Here is an 18,652-nt window from a genome sequence, read left to right on the forward strand (position 1 = left end):
GGCGGGGTAGAGTGGCCGTTTGCCGCGCCTTATGGCGCGGCCGGCGATTTCAACAAACGGGGTTAAGGCATGGCTGTGCGGGGTGGCGGTGCGGTTTGGGTTCGGCGAGCGGCTGTCGTTGGGTTGCTCGCAGCGCTGTTGGCGGGGTGCACCAGCACGGCGCCGGTGCCGCCGGCCCAGCCCGCGCCGGAGGTGAAGCCGCCCAAACCCCCGGCCGGGGCATCCAAAGCGCCGCCGGTGCGGCCTGCGCAAAAACCCGCGGCGGCGCCTTCGTCGGCGGTGGTGGCGCTCATGGACGAAGCCCAGACGGCACGGGAGGCGGGCAATCTGGAAGGGGCCGCGGCCACCTTGGAACGCGCCGTGCGCATGCAGCCGCGCAATGCGACTTTGTGGTACCGCCTGGCCGAACTGCGCTTGCAGCAGGAGAAGCCGCAGATGGCCGTTGACCTGGCGCTCAAATCCAAGCTGCTGGCCGGTTCCGACCAAGAGCTGGTGCAGAAGAACTGGGCCTTGATCGCCCAAGCCAAGCGCCGCTTGGGCGACGAGGCGGGCGCAACGGCGGCGGAGCGTCGGGCGGCCGGCCAACCTTGAGTTCCCTGGAAGATATTTTTTCCGACGGCGGAGCCTTGTCCGCCGCGCTGGATGGCTATGCGCCCCGTTCCCAGCAGCTGGAACTGGCTCAGGCGGTGGAGGCGGCTATCCAAAGTCGCCGGACGCTGGTGGCGGAGGCCGGCACCGGCACGGGCAAGACCTTGGCCTATCTGGTTCCCGCCGTACTGTCCGGCCAGCGGGTGGTGGTGTCCACCGGCACTAAAAACTTGCAGGACCAGCTGTTCCACAAAGACATTCCCTTGTTGCGCAAGGCGCTACACAAGCCGTTCAAGGCGGCTTTGCTGAAAGGCCGCGCCAATTACCTGTGTCCGCACCGGCTGGCCGTTTCCCAAGGCTATGAGCTGCACGCCCACCGTTCCGATTTGGCCGACTACGAGACCGTGCGCGCCTGGGCGGGCCGCACCCGCAGCGGCGACATCGCCGAAGTGACCGGCGTGGCGGAAAACGCCCTGGTGTGGCTGAGCGTCACTTCCACCGCCGACAACTGCCTGGGGCAGGATTGTCCCGAGCTGGACAAATGCTTCTTGCTCAAGGCTCGCCGCCAGGCCCAGGAGGCGCAGGTGGTGGTCATCAACCATCATTTGTTGTGCGCGGAGTGGCGCTTGCGCCAGACCGGCTTCGGCGAGTTGCTGTCCGGCGCCGACGCGGTGATCGTGGACGAGGCGCACCAATTGGCGGAAACCGCCACGCAATTCCTCGGCATCAGCGTCAGCGGCCGGCGCTTGGTGGAATTGGCCCGCGACGTGCTGCTGGAACAGCGCAACAACGCCGGCGACATGGGCGAGCTGCAACGGGAGGCGGAGCAACTGGAGCAGTGGGTGCGCGACCTGCGTCCGTCGTTCGGGCCGGCGTTGCGGCGCGGGCCGTGGTCGGAGCTGGAGGCCAACGAGGTCGTCATGAACGGCCTGGCCGGTTTGCAGGAACGCTTGGAAGGGCTGGGCCTGGTGCTGCACGAAGCGGCCGAGCGCAGCAAGGGACTGGAGTCCTGCTGGAGTCGCTGCGAAGAGCTGATGGAGCATTTGCAAACCCTGCTGCACGACGAGGACAGCGAGTGGGTGCGCTGGTTCGAGACCTATCCGAAAAGCTTCGCTTTGCACCGCACGCCGTTGGAGATCGCCAGCCAGTTCCGCCAGTTCATGGCGGGTTTCGGCGGGGCTTGGGTGTTCACTTCGGCCACCCTGGCGGTGGCCAAACGCTTCGAGCATTTCCAGCACAGCCTAGGACTGGGGGAGGCCGAAGCCCACAGTTGGGACAGCCCGTTCGATTATCAGCGCCAAGCCTTGCTGTACCAGCCGGCCGGCATGCCGGACACCTCCGACCCTAATTACACCCAGGCCGTGGTGCGGGCCGCTTTGCCGGTGCTGCAAGCCAGCCGGGGCCGGGCGTTTTTGCTGTTCACCAGCTACCAGGCCATGAACGAGGCGGCCGAATTGCTGGAGGGGCAGCTGCCTTATCCCGTGTACGTGCAGGGCACGCAGCCGAAAGGGGCGTTGCTGGAGCGCTTCAAGCGCGACGGCAACGCCGTGCTGCTGGCCACCGCCAGCTTCTGGGAAGGGGTGGACGTGCGCGGCGAGGCGCTGTCCTGCGTCATCATCGACAAGCTGCCGTTCGCTTCCCCGGGCGACCCGGTGCTGAAGGCGCGCATCGACGCCCTCAAGCGGCGCGGCGTGGAGCCCTTCGTCGCCTTGCAACTGCCCCAGGCGGTGATCGCCTTGAAGCAAGGAGCCGGACGGCTGATTCGCGATGTCGGCGATCGCGGCGTGCTGATGCTGTGCGACCCGCGCCTGCGCACCAAATCCTACGGCCGGGTGTTTCTCAACAGCCTGCCGCCCATGCCCGTGACCCGGCGCTTGGAGGACGTGCAGCGATTCTTCTAGGCCGTAGCGAGATTCCGCGCCGTTCCCGGCGTGCCAGCGGGGCGCGCCTTTTTTGCTTAGAATACCCGCTTCCCCATGGCGTTGTTCCGGAACCCCCTTTTGTCATCGCCCACCGCGACCCCGTCGGCTTCCGCACCCAGCTTGCGTTGGGGCATGGCTTTGCCTTGCCTGGTGTTGTGCGCCGGCTTGGGCATCACGTGGATGCTGTGGCAAGGGGCGCAAAAGGCTGAAATTCAGCGGGCGCAGGCGGTGTTCGATTTCCGCGTGCGCGATCTGGCCGCCCGCCTCGTGCATCGCATGCAGACTTACGAGCAAGTGTTGCGCGGCACCAACGGCTTGTTCAGCGCCTCGCGGACGGTGGAGCGGGTGGAGTTTCGCCGCTATATCGACGCGCTGAAGCTGGCCGAGCGTTATCCGGGTATCCAGGGCGTGGGGTTCGCCGCTTTGGTCAGGCCGCAGGACAAAGCTGCCCACATCGCCTCCGTTCGGCGGGAGGGATATCCGGACTACGCCATCCGTCCGGACGGCGAACGCGATCTTTATACCTCCATCGTCTATCTGGAGCCGTTCGAGCACCTCAATTTGCGCGCCTTCGGCTACGACATGTACAGCGAGCCGACGAGGCGGGCCGCCATGGAGCGGGCGCGGGATTTCGGCGTGGCCGCCATGTCCGGCAAAGTGCGGCTGGTGCAGGAAACGGAGCAAACGGGGCAGGCGGGTGTTTTGCTCTATTTGCCGGTTTATCGCCACGGCCCGCTTCTCGACGGCGTCGAGGCTCGCCGCGAAAATCTGCTCGGCTGGGTCTATGCGCCGTTTCGCATGAACGACTTGATGGCCGGTATTTTGGGCGAGCAGCCGGAGGACTTGTCTATCGCGGTTTACGACGCCGGCGCAACGGACCCGCAAAATCTCATGTTCAGCAGCGCTGGTTCGCCGGAGCAAGAGGAGCATAAGCCGGGGGGCAAGTTCGCCGGGAGTTTGTCGATCGAGTTCGCCGGGCGTGCCTGGACGCTCACGGTGCGTTCCAAGCCGGGCTTTGAGGCGAGCCAGCGGGATCAAAGAGCGGTCTTGATCGGCAATGGCGGGATCGGCATCAGCGTCTTGCTGTTCTTGATCACTTGGTCGCTCACTTCGCTGCGGGGGAGGGCCGAACGGTTGGCGAGCCGGATGACCGTGACCCTGCGGGAAAAGGAGCAATTCCTGCGCTTGGTGTTGGAGCACTTGCCGGTGGCGCTGTTTTGCAAGGACGCCGACGACGGTTTCCGCTTCACTTTGTGGAATGCCCGCAGCGAGAAGATCTTCGGCTTGCCCGCCGCAAAGGTGATCGGGGGCGGCGACTACGATTTTTTCCCGGCCGAGCAGGCGGGCCGGTTTCGCGCGGCGGACGAGGCCGTCATTCAGGCCGGCGGGTATGTGGAGATTGCCGAGGAGCCGCTGGATTCCCCCGCCCATGGGCCGCTGGTGCTGCACACCATCAAAGCCGCCGTGCCCGATGCCGGCGGCCGGCCGCGTTTCTTGCTGGGAATTTCCGAAGACATCACCGCGCGCAAGCGGGCCGAAATCGAATTAATGGCGGCCAAGGAAGAGGCCGAGCGGGCCAACCGGGCCAAGTCGGAATTCCTCTCCAGCATGAGCCATGAATTGCGCACGCCCTTGAACGCCATCATCGGCTTTTCGCAGTTGTTGGAATACGACGCCAGCTTGAGCGACGAACAGCGCGAGTACATCGGCACCATCGGCAAGGCCGGGGAGCATTTGCTGCGGCTGATAAACGAAGTGCTGGATTTCGCCAAGATCGAAGCCGGCCGCGTGGACATGGATTTAGAAAACCTGGACATGCAGGCCATACTGGATATTTGCCGCGACTTGTCCCTGCCGCTGGCGAACCGGCACGGCGTGGGGCTGCATTTCGTGTCTTTGGAGCCGGGGACGGTGTTCGTGCGCGCGGACCGCATGCGGCTGAAGCAAGTGCTGCTCAACCTGGTCTCCAACGCCATCAAATACAACCACTCCGGCGGCAGCGTCACCGTCGCTTGCCGTCCCGGCGCGGGGCGGATGTTGCGTTTGAGCGTGACGGACACGGGGCCGGGCATACCGCCGGAACGCAAAGGCCAGCTGTTCGAGCCGTTCAACCGCCTGGGCGCGCAAGGCAGCGCCATCGAGGGCACCGGCATCGGCTTGACCATTACCAAGCGCCTGGTGGATTTGATGGGCGGCGAAATCGGCGTGGAGAGCGAGCTTGGACGCGGCAGCACGTTTTGGGTGGATATCCCGTGCGGGCGGGCGCCGTCGCCGAGCGGCGGCGTTAATCCCGGCGACGATTCCGGCGCGGCTGTCGGCGGGCATGCGCGGCGCACGCTGCTTTATATCGAGGACAACGACATCAATGTGGCCTTGGTCAAGCACATCGTCGCCAAGCGCCGCCCCAGCTACCGTTTGCTGACGGCCGGCGAAGCCGAGTCGGGTCTGGTGCTGGCGCGTCGGCACAGGCCGGACTTGATTCTGCTGGACATTTCGTTGCCCGGCATGGACGGTTACCAAATCCTCGAGGTCCTCGCCGCTTCGCCGGAAACCGCCGGCATTCCGGTCATCGCCGTCAGCGCCAATGCCATGCAGCGGGACATCGAACGGGCCAAGGCCGCCGGGTTTCGCGATTACCTGGAAAAACCCATACACGTCGGCAGTTTTCTGACTGCGATCGACCGATTTTTGGCCTGAATCACCCCCGCCGCGGCGCCCCGTCGCGCCGCGCCATTGCTTGCAAAAGGAGCATTTTCCCCGCCTGTTGCGACGGAAACGCATCGAATTGGGCCGTTGTTGCAGTATAATTAGGGACTTTGCCGTGAATAGGCCGCCCGGGCGCTGTCAGCAGCGCCGGGGCGGCGTGCGTTCACGTGGGGAGCAGAAAGCCGGTCACGGCGCTGCTGCAATGACAACCATAGAGGCAGACAATGGCCGTAAAAGACCGATTACATCGTAGCGAACTCGCCGTACCCGGCAGCAATGCCCGCATGCTGGAAAAAGCGCCGGACGCCGGCGCCGACCTCGTTTTCCTGGATTTGGAAGACGCCGTCGCCCCGGACGACAAGGAAAAGGCGCGTGAAAACATCATCTACGCGCTGAAAAACTACGATTGGTCCAAATGCGCCGTGTCCATCCGCATGAACGGCCTGGACACCCATTACGCCTACCGCGACCTGGTGGACGTGGTCGAAGCTTGCGGCGACAAGCTGGACACCATCCTCATCCCGAAAGTGGGCAGCGCCGCCGACGTGTACTTCGTCGCCACCATGCTGTCGCAGATCGAGGCCTACAAGGGCTACAAGCAAATTAACATCCACGTCTTGATCGAAACCGCCATGGGCGGCGCCAACGTGGAAGAAATCGCCCGCGCCTGCCCGGAACGCATGGAAGCCATGGTGTTCGGCGTGGCCGACTACGCCGCATCAGTCCGTGCCCGCACCACCAACATTGGCGGCGCCAATCCGGAATACGTCATGCTGAGCGACCCGGACGAATCGGGCAAGCGCGAATACCACTGGAACGACCAGTGGCATTTCATCATCTCCCGCATGGTGGCGGCTTGCCGCGCCTACGGCCTGCGCCCCATCGACGGCCCTTACGGTGATTTCAACGACCCGGAAGGCTACATGGCCGCCGCCCGCCGCGCCGCCGCCCTGGGCTGCGAAGGCAAGTGGGCCATCCATCCGTCCCAGGTGGCCCTGGCCAACGAGGTGTTCACTCCCACGGAAAAAGAAGTGACCCGCGCCCAGCGCATTCTGGAGGAAATGGAAAAGGCCGCGAAGGAAGGCAAGGGCGCCGTGTCTTTGGACGGCCGCCTGATCGACGCCGCTTCCATCCGCATGGCGGAGAACGTGGTGCGGCAGATGAAGCAAATCGAGTCGCGCCGGGCGGGCTGACAGCCCACGCGTAGGGCGGGTTAGGCCGCAGGCCGTAACCCGCCGGCCTAGGCATTCGGTGGGTTACGGCGCGCGGCAACGCTTTTGCAACCGCAAGGTTAGAGAAGGCGCGCCTAACCCACCCTACAGTGAAAAACGAGGAGAGAATCCGTGAATATTCATGAATATCAAGCCAAGGAATTGCTGAAGTCCTTCGGCGTGCCGGTGCCGGCCGGCAAAGTGGCCTTTTCCGAAGCGGAAGCCGGCGCGGCCGCGCAAGAAGTCGGCGGTTCCAAATGGGTGGTGAAAGCCCAGATTCACGCCGGTGGCCGCGGCAAGGCCGGCGGCGTCAAGGTGGTCGATACCCTGTCCGACGTGAAGAAAACCGCCGATGCCATGCTGGGCACCCACCTAGTCACCCATCAAACCGGCCCGGAAGGCCAGATCATCCAGCGCGTTTGGGTGGAGCAGGCCAGCAATATCGTCAAGGAATACTACCTGGGCATGGTGATCGACCGCGCCACGCAGCGCGTCACCATCATGGCTTCCAGCGAAGGCGGCATGGATATCGAGGAGGTGGCCAAGGCCACGCCGGAAAAAATCATCAAGGAAACCATCGACCCGGCCGTGGGCCTGATGCCGTTCCAATGCCGCAAGGTGGCGGTGGCCATCGGCTTGAAAGGCAAGCTGGTCAGCCAGTCAGTCAAGCTGCTGCAAGGCGCCTACAACTGCATGGTGGCCCACGACGCCCTGCAAGTGGAAATCAACCCCATGGCGGTGGTCAACAACGGCGGGGAAGACCAACTCATCGCCCTGGACGCCAAGCTCAACTTCGACGATAACGGTCTGTACCGCCAAAAAGCCATCGTCGACCTGCGCGACCTGGCGGAAGAAGACCCCAAGGAAGTGGAAGCCACCAGCCACGGCCTCAACTACATCGCCTTGTCCGGCAATATCGGCTGCATCGTCAACGGCGCGGGCCTGGCCATGGCTTCCATGGACGCCATCACCCTGCACGGCGGCGAGCCGGCCAACTTCCTCGACGTGGGCGGCGGGGCTTCGCCGCAGAAAGTCACCAACGCCTGCCGCATCGTGCTGGAAGATCCCAACGTCAAGTGCATCCTGGTGAACATTTTCGCCGGCATCAACCGCTGCGACTGGATCGCCGAAGGCCTGATCCAGGCGTGCAACAACCTGAACATCCAGGTGCCGCTGATCGTGCGCCTGGCCGGCACCAACGTGGAGGAAGGCAAAAAGATCCTCAACGAATCCGGCCTCAAGTTCATCACCGCCGAAAACCTGGACGACGCGGCCGCCAAGGCCGTGGCAACGGCAAAAGGGTAAGCATCCATGAGCGTATTCGTTAACAAAAACTCCAAGGTCATTTTCCAGGGCTTCACCGGCGAGCACGCCACTTTCCACGCCCAGGACGCCATGAAAAACGGCACCACCGTGGTCGGCGGCGTTACGCCGGGCAAGGGCGGCACCACCCACCTGGGGCTGCCGGTGTTCGACACCGTGGCCGAAGCCGTGGCCGCCACCGGCGCCGACGTATCCGGCGTGTTCGTGCCGCCGCCCTTCACCGCCGACGCCTTGATGGAAGCCATCGACGCCGGCATCAAAGTGGCCGTCACCATCGCCGACGGCGTTCCCGTGCACGACATGGTCAAGCTGCAACGCTACCGCGTCGGCAAGGACGCGCTGATCATCGGCCCCAACACGCCGGGCATCATCACGCCGGGCGAGTGCAAGGTCGGCATCATGCCGTCGCAGATCTATAAGAAAGGCCGCGTCGGCATGGTGTCGCGCTCCGGCACCCTCAACTACGAGGCCACCGAGCAGTTGTCGGCCCTGGGGCTGGGCGTGACCACCGCCGTCGGTATCGGCGGCGATCCGGTCAACGGCATGGACTTCGTTTCCGTGTTGCAGGCCTTTGAAAACGATCCGGAAACCGACGTGGTGGTAATGATCGGCGAGATCGGCGGCCCGCAGGAAGTGGCCGCGGCCCGCTGGGCCAAGGAGAACATGAAGAAGCCGGTGATCGGCTTCGTCGCCGGCATCGCGTCGCCGCCGGGCCGCCGCATGGGCCACGCCGGCGCCATCATTTCCGGCGAGGCGGATACCGCCAGCGCCAAAATGGACGCCATGGAGGCCCTGGGACTGTATGTGGCGCGCAATCCGGCCCACATCGGCCAGGTGATCCAGAAAGCCATGAAGGACAACGGCTTGTAAGCCGCCGCTTCAGTCCTATGGGCAAACAACGGCACGCTTCGGCGTGCCGTTTTGTTTAGGAAGCTCGGATTAAATCGGCGCTTCCTGCGATACAGGGATGTGTCGCCCCGATCTCTGGCAAGTTCAGGAAGGACTTGTTCAGGGTTTCCTCAAGGGACGCCGGTTCATTCATCCACAAAAACCGTGGATGAAGCTGTGGATAAAACTGTGGGTTCGGCAGCAAGGCCAAGGCTGGCGCGGCCTTGGAGGGATTGATCGGAAAGTTGCCAGGACGAAGGTTTTTTTAAAACAGCTTTTTTCAACTTGTTGAATCAGCGCAAAAAAGCGTGCGAACGAGGGATCCTCCCCGTCGCGGCCCGTTAGCTTTTTGGCAATTTTTGCTAATGTGATGCTTGTCAAGTTCATCGGTGGATAAATCGGTTTAAGGGGGAGGGACGGCGCTATCTCCGCGACGCTGAGACCATAGCGCCAGGCGCCATCGAAACGACGCTCATCCACAAAAATCGTGGAAGAGTCTGTGGATAACGTTGTGGGTTTTGGCTCGAGGCCAGACGGGGCGCGGCCTCCGGCGGATTGGCCGGAAATTTGCCGATTGGCAGCGAGGGCCTTGCATGGTCGTCGCATGGGCCTGATAGCCGCCGCAGGCCTCATCGCGCGTTATGGTTTGAGGCCGCCGCGACGGGGAGCGTCGTGCGTTGCTCGGCGCGTTTGTCGCTGGGAGTTATTCATCCACAAAAACAGTGGAAGAACCTGTGGATAAGGTTGTGGGTTCCGCCGCGGGATGGCGTGGTGGCGCGGCTTCCATTGGATTGAGCAGAAACTTGCCAGACATCGGACGGTTTGTAGAAAGATTTTCTAAGGTGTTGAAAAACCATGGTAAACATGTCGCGCGCGCGGATTGGCGAATGGATTTCTCCGGTGGCATGGGCGAAATTCAGCGCCTTGCGGCTTGTCAAGGGTATCAGTGGATAAGTTCGTTCTTATTTTATTCAATGGTTTCGTCCCCAGCGGCGTGTGCGACGAGTTGGCCGGACGGAGCCTAGGCGTCCGCTTAATCGGCCGCGGGTGAGGGGATAGTCCGATGGAATTGGCAAACGACGACAATTTCGCCTGGGTCCACGCCTATTTCCGGCGGTTGTTGCTGGAGCCGGATCGGCACGGGCAGGCCTTAGTTGCTCAGGATCGGCTGGCGGCGGCGAGCACGGCTTTGCAGGACGCCGCGGACGCGACGGCGCTCAACGCTTGGCTGGACGAATACGCTTCCCAGGACGCCCAGCTGCGCTGCCGTAACGCGCTCTATCAACGCAAGTGTTCCCAAGGTTTGCAGCGGCTTAGCCTTAAGAAAGCGCTATACGGCGACTTGATGGCGTTGGCGGCGGACAAGGGTTACACCCTCAATCAGGCGGTGGAGTATTTGTTGGATTTGCATCGCAACGGCGGGCGTTCGGACGCGCCGCCGTCCGCCGATGACGCCTTAGTGACTAATTCGAGGTCTGGTGACGGCAAAATCGCCGAGTCGCCGTTGAGCGATGTGGACGAGGAGTACCGCGAACGGATGATTTTGTGGGCCATGAGCCGTTCCACCGGTTACAAGGACGACGATTAGGCATAGGGCGGAATATCTTAGTGGCTAATACGCGCTGGCCGGCGGGTTGTACAGGCAAAATTATTAGTTCCTAAGGCGGGTTTCAGGCCGAAGACGGCGGTATTAGTGCCTAATATTATGGCCGTGCGCACCGGTGGCTTAGTTCCTAAGATATCCTCGGCTTATTGGTAACGTAAGGCTTCGATCGGGCGCAAATAGGCCGCTTTGCGCGCGGGATAGTAGCCGAAAAAGACGCCCACCGTCGCGGCCACGCCGAAGGCCAGCAAAATGGACCACAGGGTCACCACCACCGTCGTATCCGCCGTGCGGCTGACGAGCCAAGCGCCGGCCACCCCCAGCCCCGCGCCGATCAGGCTGCCGGCCAGGGAGATGAGCAGGGCTTCCAGCAGGAATTGCAGCAGGATGTCGTTGCGGCGCGCGCCGATGGCCATGCGGATGCCGATTTCCCGGGTGCGCTCCGTCACCGACACCAGCATGATGTTCATGATGCCGATGCCGCCCACCAGCAAGGACACCGAAGCGATGGCGCCGAGCATGAGGGACATGGCCTTGGTGGTGCTGGCGGCGGCCTGGGCCTGGGCGGTGAGGTTGCGGATGGTGAAGTCGCCTTCCTGTCCTTGGCGGATGCGGTGGCGGATGCGCAGCAGTTCCGTCATGGCTTTCTCCAGCCGTGGCATGGCTTCGGGCGATGCGGCCTTGACCATGATATGCCGCACCATGCCGGGGAATTGGTTGCCGAACAATTGCCGTTGGGCGGTGGTCACGGGCACCAGAACCGTGTCGTCCTGGTCGCGGCCGTCCAGGCTTTGGCCTTTGGCGGACAACACGCCCAACACTTGGAACGGACTGTTCTTGATGCGCAGGGTCTTGCCCACCGGATTTTCCGCGCCGAACAGGTTTTTCGCCACGCTCTGGCCGAGCAAAGCGACGCGCGTGGAGGAGCGCACGTCGGCGTCGCTGAAGGCTTCGCCTTGCTCCAGCGGCCAATCGCGCACCGCCATGTAGCTGGGCGTGGTGCCCGCCACCACGCTGGTCCAGTTGTTGGAGCCGTACACCAGCTGGGTGGTGTTGGATAGGTTGGGCGCCACGCCGGCCGCGTCGGGGAGCTCGGCGATGGCCTGGGCGTCGTTGAGGGTGAGGGTGGGGGTGGTGCCGGAACCCATGCGCACGCCGCCGGAGGAGGTGGACGACCCCGACAGCACGATGAACAGGTTGCTGCCCATGCTGGCGATGGATTCGCTGACCATGGCCTGCGCGCCCTGGCCCACCGCCAGCATCAGCACCACCGCGCCGACGCCGATGATCATGCCCAGCATGGTCAGGCCGGTGCGCAGGCGGTTGGCGCCCATGGCCTGCAGGGCTTCGCTCAATACGCTGCTCAGGTTCATGGCTGCGGCGCTCCCAGGATGCTCGCCACCGGCCCGTCGGCGTCGATGACGCCGTCGACCACGTGGATCAGGCGCTGGGCGTGGTGGGCGATGTCCGGCTCGTGGGTCACCAGCACCACGGTGATGCCTTGGGCGCGGTTGAGGTCGCAAAACAACGCCATGATTTCCTCCCCGGTGTGGGTGTCCAGATTGCCGGTGGGTTCGTCCGCCAGCACCAGCTTGGGCCGGTTGACCAAGGCGCGGGCGATGGCTACGCGCTGCTGCTGACCGCCGGACAGCTGGTTGGGACGGTGGTGGGCGCGGTTGGCCAGGCCCACCTGCTCCAGCAGCGCCAAGGCCCGCTCGTGCCGTTCGGCCCGGCCGACGCCGGCGTACAGCAAGGGCAGGGCGACATTGTCGAGGATGTTCTTGCGCGGCAGCAGATTGAATCCCTGGAAAACGAAGCCGATGAGCCGGTTGCGCAATTGCGCCAGCTGGTCGGGGCCGAGCCGTCCGGTATCGGCGCCGTTCAGGTAATAGCCGCCTGCGGCCGCCACGTCCAGGCAGCCGAGAATGTTCATCAGCGTCGACTTGCCCGAGCCGGACGGCCCCATGACGGCGACGAATTCGCCGGCGTCGATGGTGAAGTTGAGGCCGCGCAGCACCGGCACCGCCTGACCGTCGCCCAGCACGTAGTGCTTGCTGAGGTCGGCGACCTGGATGAGGTGGCGGGACACGGTTAGAACATCCTCATGCGGAACGCGCCGCCGGCTCCGCCCGGCTGCCCTCCGGCGGCGGGAGCGTCGCCTGGCTTGCGTGGCTGCAGTTCCTCGGCGACCAGGTTGTCGCCTTCCTGCAACGATCCTTCCGTAAGCTCGACGAATTTGCCGTCGCCGATGCCGAGGCGCACGGGCACCGCCGTCGGCTGTCCGTCTTGCAGGCGATAGACGGTTTTTTCGCCGCCCTGAGGCTTCTTCCCGCCGCCTTCCTTGCGGCCGCCCGCGGGCGCTTCGCCGGCCGGCTTGTAGCGCAGGGCCGCCTGGGGCAGGCGCAGCACGTTGCGTTTTTCCGCCACCACGATGTTGACGAAGGCGGTCATGCCCGGCAGCAGCGCTTCGTCCTGGTTGTCCACGTCGATCACCACGTCGTAGGTCACCACGTTTTGCTGCACTTGCGAATTGAGGCGGATCTGCCGCACCACGCCGCGGAAATTGCGTTCGGGGAAAGCGTCCACGCTGAAGCTCACCGCCTGGTTCACCCGCACCCCGCCCACGTCGGCTTCCGCCACGGCGGTGTCGATCTGCATGCGCTTCAGGTCCTGGGCGATGGTGAACAGGGTCGGCGTCTGGAAACTGGCGGCGACGGTCTGGCCGATGTCCACGTTGCGGGACACCACTACGCCGGATACCGGCGAGACGATGACGCTGTAGCGCATATTGGTCTGGTCGCGGCGGGTCTGCGCCTCGGCCAGCGCCACCTGCGCCCGGGCGGCGTCCAGTGCCTGGGTGGCCTGGTCCAGGTCGGCGCGGGCGACATAATCCTGCTGGAACAGGGCGCGGATGCGTTTTTCGTTGGCTTGCGCCAGCCGCAGCAACGCCTGGGCGTTGGCGACGTTGGCCTGGCTTTGGGCCAGGGCGGCCTGGAACAGCGGCGGATCCAGTTCGGCCAAAACCTGGCCGGCCTCCACCCGATCGTTGAAGTCGGCTTTCAGCACCTTGACCGTGCCGGACACCTGGGTGCCGACGTTGACAAGCACCACCGGGTTCAACGTGCCGTTGGCCGACACGGTCTGTTTGATGTCGCCCCGTTCGACCCGAACCAGGCGGTAGCGCGAATCCGCCGAAGGCGGCTGCCGGTAGAACCACAAGGCCAGGGCGGCCGGAACGAGCAGCAGGACGGCGAGGATGACGAGTTTGGATCGCGACATGGAAAACCTTGCTATTGAAACCGTGGGCTAGCTTAATTGACGGTGGGGGGCGCGGCGGTTTCCGCTTCCGCCTGGTCCAGGTGGCCTAGGGCTTGAGCCAGTTTGGCCTTGCCGATGTGCCAGTTGTAGCGGGCCTGGATGTGCTGGAAGCGGGCGGACGCCAAGCTGGCCTGGGCGCTGAGCAAATCCAGGAAATTGCCGGCCCCGGCCTTGTAACGGCCCATGGCGACTTTTTCCGATTGGGTGGCGCTGGCCAGCAGGTCGGCGCTGCTGCGGAAGGTTTCCCGCGCCGTGTTGAGATCGTGGTAGGCGCGCCACACGTCCAACGCCACCGACTGCAGGATCTTGTCCCGGTTGGCTTCCTGCGCCGCCACCTGCTGCTCCGCGTTGTGGATCTGATAAGTATTGGCGAAACCGGTGAACAGCGGCACGCTCAGCTGCACGCCCACCGCCCAGGTCTGCATGCCCTGATAGGCGCTGGATTCGGTATAGCCGTAGTTGCCCACCAAGGACACGCTGGGCATGGCGCCGGCCTTGGCGCTGGCGACGCCGGCTTCGGCCGCTTTCACCTGGGCTTCCGCCGCCGCCAGTTCCGGCCGGGCGGCCTTGGCTTCCTCGATCAAGGCGTGCACGTTGCGCTGCCAGCCGTCGTCCGGCTGCGCTTGGGCGGGCGGCTCGACGCGGATGGGCGTATCGGCGTCCAGCCCCAGCGTATTGGCCAGGACGCCCAGGGCGTTTTGCGCGTCGCCGAAGGCTTTTTGCCGGTTGAACTTGGTTTGCGCATAGGCGGTTTGCGCTTGCAGCTGGTCCGCCAGGGCCGCCGCCCCCACTTCGTGGCGGAACTTGGCCGCTTCGAACGCCGCGGCGGCGGATTTTTCCGCCGTTTCCGCCGACGCCAGCGCTTCCTGGGTGGCGAATACCTGGTAATACGCCTGGATGGCGGTGAACAGCACCGTTTGCAGCGTCGCCGCGTGGCTCCAGTTGGCCGCTTCCAACGCTTGGCGGGCGTTTTCCGCCTTGGCGTCGCGCCCGCCGAAGTCGAACAGCAGGTAGTTGACGCTGAGCATGGGCGTGGCGCGGGTCTGCGTCGTCTGCGATCCGCCCGCGCTGCTGGTGCTGCTGCTGCTGCTGAAACCGAAGCTTGAGCTTTGGCCGGACAGCAGCGAATTTTGCGAATTGCCGCCGATATTGCCCTTGCCGTGGGAGACGCTGCCGGATGCCGTCACCGTCGGCGAGTATGCGGCCAGGGCCGTGCCCAGCAACGCCGCTTGGGCGCGGGCGTTGGCCCAGGCTTGGCGGGTTTGCGGGTTGTGGCACAGGGCTTGGTTGACCACGTCGAGCAAACTCCAGGCCTGGCCGCCGGCGGTCGGCGCGGACAGGCAGGTTTCGTTGCCGCCGGCGCCGGCCCGCGCCGGCGTGGCGGATACGGTTGCGCCGGCGTCGAGCGGGTCGGCCGGCCAAAAGGATTCGTCCGCCCAGGCGGCATTGCCCAGCAAAGCCAGCCCGGCGGCCAAGCCCAAGGGGCGCAAGCGGTTTTTCGGCAGAGGAGGCGTCATTCGGTCAGCGTACGGAAGCGTCATTCGGGGCTGCGCGGGTTGGGATGGGGCGGGCGTTTCCGCTGTCGGCATGCGGGGCGTGTTCGGACAAGCGCTTTCTGCCGTCGGCCGACAGCTTGCCGGCCGTGTCCAGCAACAGGGATTGCAAGGCCTGCTGGAAGTCCGACATGGCGCGTCGGCTGTCGGCGAAAGCGGTTTCCAGGCGCGTGGGGTCGAAAGGTTCGGCTTGCATCGTCTGGCGCACCGCGGCGCGGGTCTCGCGGCTGGCGTCGATACGGGCGGCCAGTTCGGCTTTGTGCGCTTCCAAGGCGCGGCGGAAGACGGCTGCGTCGTTATCGCTCAAGCGGGCGGCGTAGCGCTCCTCGATGGATTCCAGCGATAGCCACGGCGCGTGCGGGCGTTTCTGCAACAGGCCGACGCCCACCCAGGTGAGCAAAAACAGGTTGAGCGTCAACGACGCGAACAATATGGCCGTGGCGGCGCGGGGCGTCAGGGTGATGTTTTTCATAGGTCGCCGAAATCCTCTTGTAGTGCGGCTGCTTCGGCCATGTTCAAGGCATCGTCGTTGGCGAATTCCAGGCCGTGGGAAGCCGCCATGTATCCCAGCAGCACTGCCAGGGCGAACGCCGCGGCCCCCGGCCACAGCAGCGGGGAGGGCCACAGCGGGATGCCGCGCGCTTCCCTCGGGACAATCGGCGCCGGCGGTCGGGGCAATTGCGGCAGGGAAGCGGTTTCGGCGAGGATGCGGCTCGCCAGTTCGGGGCCGGGGGATTCCACTTGCCACAGCGCCAACGCCCGATCCAACGCCCGTTGGTCGAGAGGAGGGCGGTGGAAAAAACAACGTCTAAACAAGGTCGCCAACATAAACAACGCTCCTAAAGTCGATTCAACGATTGCAGCCGCTGCGCCAAAGTGCGCCGGGCTCTGACCAGCAGCGCTTCCACGGCGCCGACGCTGACGCCCAGAATGTCCGCCGCGTCGGCGTTGCTCACCCCGCCGTAGTGGCACAAGCTCAGCGCCATCCTTTGCCGGTCCGGCAGGCGCGCCACCTCGGCCGCCACCTGTTGCGCCAGCTGGCGGCGGTGCAAATCGCTTTCCAGGTCCACGGACGGATCGGCGACGGCTTCGGCCGCTTCCTCCCACGCCACGGCCGCATGCTCGCTGCGGCGCATGCGGTCGATGCACAAATTGGTGACGATGCGCGACAGCCATGCGCTGAAGCGGCCCTTGTCCTCCGACCATTGCGTCGCGTGCGTCCACACCCGCAAAAACGCCTCCTGCGCGACTTCTTCCGCCTCCGCTGGCCGGCTGCCGATACGCCGCGCCAGGGCGTAAGCACGGTTCACGTGCCGGCTCACCAGTTGGGCGTAGGCGGCGCGGTCGCCTTGCGCGACTTGCCCCATGAGTTTTTCGTCCGTGGCGGTGGCTTCGGCGGGTTGTGCATGGAGCATGGCGCTGGGGTTTTTGGATTCGCTTGGCAAAACATGAATAGGGATCGCCCAAGGCCGCAGGGGGATTCGTCCCGGCGACCGGCCGGCGTTGTTTCGCCGCGGCGCTGGTTACTTGCTGATCTTATACGTGGCCGTTTCGGTAAACCCTACGCCGATCGGCGAATTTTTTTGCGGCGGGTTTTCTCGGGCCCGCGTCAGCGGCCTTGCCGCGAAGCCCCCCGGCCTTTTAGACGCGCGCGGCGCCGTGGCGCCGGCGTGATCCTGCGCTTACATCCTGTAATCCCTGGATTCCTTAAGCGCCAGCCGCCGCTTACGGAAAGATCATCCTAAGACTGCATAAACGCCGATCGCGCTGTGACAACCTAAAAAAAGGCGATGGGGCCGGACGGTGGTCCGCCCAGCGGCAATCCATAACGAGAGCAGGAGCATCCCGATGGCGGAACGACACGAGAATTTTGTCGATACTCTGGCGGCCGATCCGGACAACATTCCGGAGATGGTGTCGCTGAGCGGATTCGTGGGCAAATCATCGCTGGCGGATCACACGCGTTTGTATTTGAACGTCGTTTTGAGCGAATACTACGAGATTCCCACCGACGCCATCTTGCATTCCATAAGACTTCCCGCATCCGTAAGCCCGTTCGGCGTCAGCTGCCTTTGGATCAAAGGAGACGCCGAGTTGATCCGCAGAGGCAAAACCACCACGGAAACCAAGGCGAGATTTTTCTCGGGCGATATTCAAAAAAACTACGCTGCAGCCGCCGCGGCGGCGGGCCCCACCGGCGTAAAGGATTGTACCCAAGCGCCGCCGGTCTGCGGCGACACGGCCTGGAAAGGTTGTCCTCACTGACGCGGAGCGCCGGAAAAACCAGGAACTTACCTCCAGGTGATCATCCGCCAGGGACGGCTTTTCCCATTCTCCGCCAGGACGAAAAGCTCATGACGCCGGAATGACGGCGGGTGAGGCATGGATCGCCGCTTTCCGACGTCATGTTTTTCGACGCGGGCCTAAGGCGGCCATGTTCGGGTTCGTTTTACGAAACGTTTAACCTCTCAAGGAGAGATATATGACCACGCAAATACCCTATTGTCCGGGGCAGACGCACGTGGCGGCGACCAACTGCCCGCCCGCCACGGTCTGTCCGCAGCCCACCACCTTATGCGCGCCGCCGGCACAGCAAAACGCCGGTACGGTGTATTCGGCCTATACCCAGTGTCCGACCGTGCCGCCCGTGTGTGCGCAAACCCATTGGCAGTGCCCCACGATTCCGCCGGCATGCCACGTCGTCGGCCCCACCGGCGTGCAGCACTGCACGCAATATCCGGCTGCTTGCGGCAATACCGCGTGGCCGGGTTGCCAGATCGGCTATACGGGCTGGCTGGGTTGCACCGTGGTCGGCCCGACCGGATGGCAAGGCTGCCAGCCGGCGACCAGCATGCCTGGTTGTCCGAGCACGTCCACTTGCCCGCCGGCCAATGCCGCAGCGGCGGCGCCGGCGGGCGGCACCATGGCGACCGTATGCACCCAGTTCCCACCCTGTGCCGGTCCCACCGGCGTGCAGCACTGCACGCAGGCGCCCGACGTTTGCGGCCATACCGCATGGCACGGCTGCCCCGGCACCGCCGCCACGGTGTGCACCCAGTATCCGCCATGCCAGGGCCCGGCCGCGTTTGCCGCCGCGCCGGCGCAAGTCGGCCCGACAGGCACGCTGGGCTGCACCGTTCCGCCCCAATGCGTCGGTCCCACGGGGACGCAAGGCTGCACGGCCATGCCCGGTTGCCCCAGCACGTCCACCTGCCCGCCGGCGCAAGCCGCCGCGCCCATCGGGCATACGGCTTGGCTGGGCTGCACCGTCGTCGGACCAACGGGCTGGCAGGGCTGCGTGCCGCCGACCCATCTGCTGGGTTGCACGTGTTTGCCGATGACGGTGGGACCGGTGATTCCGACCCACAACATGCCGATCTGTCCGCCCATAAACACGTGCTTGCCCTGGACGGTGGGGCCGGTGGTGACGGTGGCGGGAGCCGGCTGCTAAGGAAGGTCATGGACGCTTGGGCGCCGGTTAAGCCTGGACGGCTTTCCGGCGCCTAGGGCAGGATGCCCTTCATAGCCCGGAGCGGATGC

At 64.6% G+C, this 18,652-nt stretch carries 18 protein-coding genes; 9 read left to right on the top strand and 9 right to left on the bottom strand.

The annotated features are described in order from the left end of the window. Nucleotides 1–123: 123 nt before the first annotated feature. From K5607_RS07170 to sucD, 6 genes are all read left to right on the top strand, one after another. The gene (locus K5607_RS07170) at nt 124–591 is read left to right on the top strand and encodes a tetratricopeptide repeat protein (protein ID WP_221048648.1); all 468 of its coding nucleotides are present in this window, start codon (nt 124–126) and stop codon (nt 589–591) included. Continuing rightward, nucleotides 588–2,489, top strand: coding sequence for a DNA repair helicase YoaA (yoaA, locus tag K5607_RS07175; protein ID WP_221048649.1), 1,902 nt, complete (start codon nt 588–590; stop codon nt 2,487–2,489). Before K5607_RS07170 ends, yoaA begins: the two co-directional genes overlap by 4 nt. 153 nt (nt 2,490–2,642) lie before the next feature. After that, nucleotides 2,643–5,207 (top strand): CHASE domain-containing protein, encoded by a 2,565-nt coding sequence (locus tag K5607_RS07180; RefSeq protein ID WP_221048650.1) that lies wholly within the window; start codon nt 2,643–2,645, stop codon nt 5,205–5,207. A 233-nt stretch (nt 5,208–5,440) separates the two neighbouring features. Continuing rightward, on the top strand, nt 5,441–6,409 hold the full coding sequence (locus K5607_RS07185) for an HpcH/HpaI aldolase/citrate lyase family protein (protein ID WP_054773782.1): 969 nt from the start codon (nt 5,441–5,443) through the stop codon (nt 6,407–6,409). A gap of 150 nt (nt 6,410–6,559) precedes the next feature. Then, a complete protein-coding gene (gene sucC, locus K5607_RS07190; protein ID WP_221048651.1) occupies nt 6,560–7,732 on the top strand; it encodes an ADP-forming succinate--CoA ligase subunit beta in 1,173 nt (390 codons plus the stop codon). Nucleotides 7,733–7,738: 6 nt separating this feature from the next. After that, nucleotides 7,739–8,620, top strand: coding sequence for a succinate--CoA ligase subunit alpha (gene sucD / locus K5607_RS07195; RefSeq protein ID WP_054773783.1), 882 nt, complete (start codon nt 7,739–7,741; stop codon nt 8,618–8,620). A gap of 168 nt (nt 8,621–8,788) precedes the next feature. Here the strand turns inward: sucD and K5607_RS07200 are convergent, their stop codons facing one another. Both K5607_RS07200 and K5607_RS07205 read right to left on the bottom strand, forming a co-directional pair. Beyond that, nucleotides 8,789–9,118 (bottom strand): hypothetical protein, encoded by a 330-nt coding sequence (locus tag K5607_RS07200; RefSeq protein ID WP_221048652.1) that lies wholly within the window; start codon nt 9,116–9,118, stop codon nt 8,789–8,791. A gap of 227 nt (nt 9,119–9,345) precedes the next feature. Continuing rightward, nucleotides 9,346–9,576, bottom strand: coding sequence for a hypothetical protein (locus tag K5607_RS07205; protein ID WP_156302543.1), 231 nt, complete (start codon nt 9,574–9,576; stop codon nt 9,346–9,348). A gap of 125 nt (nt 9,577–9,701) precedes the next feature. On the opposite strand from K5607_RS07205, the gene K5607_RS07210 reads away from it, so the two are divergent. After that, on the top strand, nt 9,702–10,226 hold the full coding sequence (locus tag K5607_RS07210; RefSeq protein WP_054773784.1) for a hypothetical protein: 525 nt from the start codon (nt 9,702–9,704) through the stop codon (nt 10,224–10,226). A 161-nt stretch (nt 10,227–10,387) separates the two neighbouring features. Here the strand turns inward: K5607_RS07210 and K5607_RS07215 are convergent, their stop codons facing one another. Genes K5607_RS07215 through K5607_RS07245 form a run of 7 tightly spaced genes read right to left on the bottom strand, consistent with a single transcriptional unit; the run spans nt 10,388 to nt 16,527 of the window. Continuing rightward, nucleotides 10,388–11,614 (bottom strand): ABC transporter permease, encoded by a 1,227-nt coding sequence (locus K5607_RS07215; RefSeq protein WP_054773785.1) that lies wholly within the window; start codon nt 11,612–11,614, stop codon nt 10,388–10,390. Continuing rightward, nucleotides 11,611–12,330, bottom strand: coding sequence for an ABC transporter ATP-binding protein (locus tag K5607_RS07220; protein ID WP_221048653.1), 720 nt, complete (start codon nt 12,328–12,330; stop codon nt 11,611–11,613). Before K5607_RS07220 ends, K5607_RS07215 begins: the two co-directional genes overlap by 4 nt. Before the next feature lie 2 nt (nt 12,331–12,332). Then, a complete protein-coding gene (locus tag K5607_RS07225) occupies nt 12,333–13,520 on the bottom strand; it encodes an efflux RND transporter periplasmic adaptor subunit (protein WP_246598980.1) in 1,188 nt (395 codons plus the stop codon). A gap of 32 nt (nt 13,521–13,552) precedes the next feature. Then, on the bottom strand, nt 13,553–15,076 hold the full coding sequence (locus K5607_RS07230) for a TolC family protein (protein WP_221048654.1): 1,524 nt from the start codon (nt 15,074–15,076) through the stop codon (nt 13,553–13,555). A 4-nt stretch (nt 15,077–15,080) separates the two neighbouring features. Then, complete coding sequence (locus K5607_RS07235; protein WP_221048655.1) at nt 15,081–15,584, bottom strand: periplasmic heavy metal sensor; 504 nt, start codon at nt 15,582–15,584, stop codon at nt 15,081–15,083. Further along, nucleotides 15,581–15,940 carry a hypothetical protein gene (locus K5607_RS07240; RefSeq protein WP_221048656.1) on the bottom strand — a complete coding sequence of 120 codons (360 nt, stop codon included), beginning with the start codon at nt 15,938–15,940 and terminating at the stop codon, nt 15,581–15,583. The genes K5607_RS07235 and K5607_RS07240 overlap by 4 nt, the downstream gene beginning before the upstream one ends. Nucleotides 15,941–15,951: 11 nt before the next feature. Then, nucleotides 15,952–16,527 (bottom strand): sigma-70 family RNA polymerase sigma factor, encoded by a 576-nt coding sequence (locus K5607_RS07245; protein WP_054774755.1) that lies wholly within the window; start codon nt 16,525–16,527, stop codon nt 15,952–15,954. Between the two features lie 433 nt (nt 16,528–16,960). Between K5607_RS07245 and K5607_RS07250 the strand changes: the two genes are divergently transcribed. Both K5607_RS07250 and K5607_RS07255 read left to right on the top strand, forming a co-directional pair. After that, nucleotides 16,961–17,377, top strand: coding sequence for a hypothetical protein (locus K5607_RS07250; RefSeq protein WP_054774754.1), 417 nt, complete (start codon nt 16,961–16,963; stop codon nt 17,375–17,377). 217 nt (nt 17,378–17,594) lie between these two features. After that, nucleotides 17,595–18,563, top strand: coding sequence for a hypothetical protein (locus tag K5607_RS07255; RefSeq protein WP_221048657.1), 969 nt, complete (start codon nt 17,595–17,597; stop codon nt 18,561–18,563). Nucleotides 18,564–18,652 lie beyond the last annotated feature (89 nt).

The organism is Methylogaea oryzae, assembly GCF_019669985.1.
Taxonomy (GTDB): domain Bacteria; phylum Pseudomonadota; class Gammaproteobacteria; order Methylococcales; family Methylococcaceae; genus Methylogaea; species Methylogaea oryzae.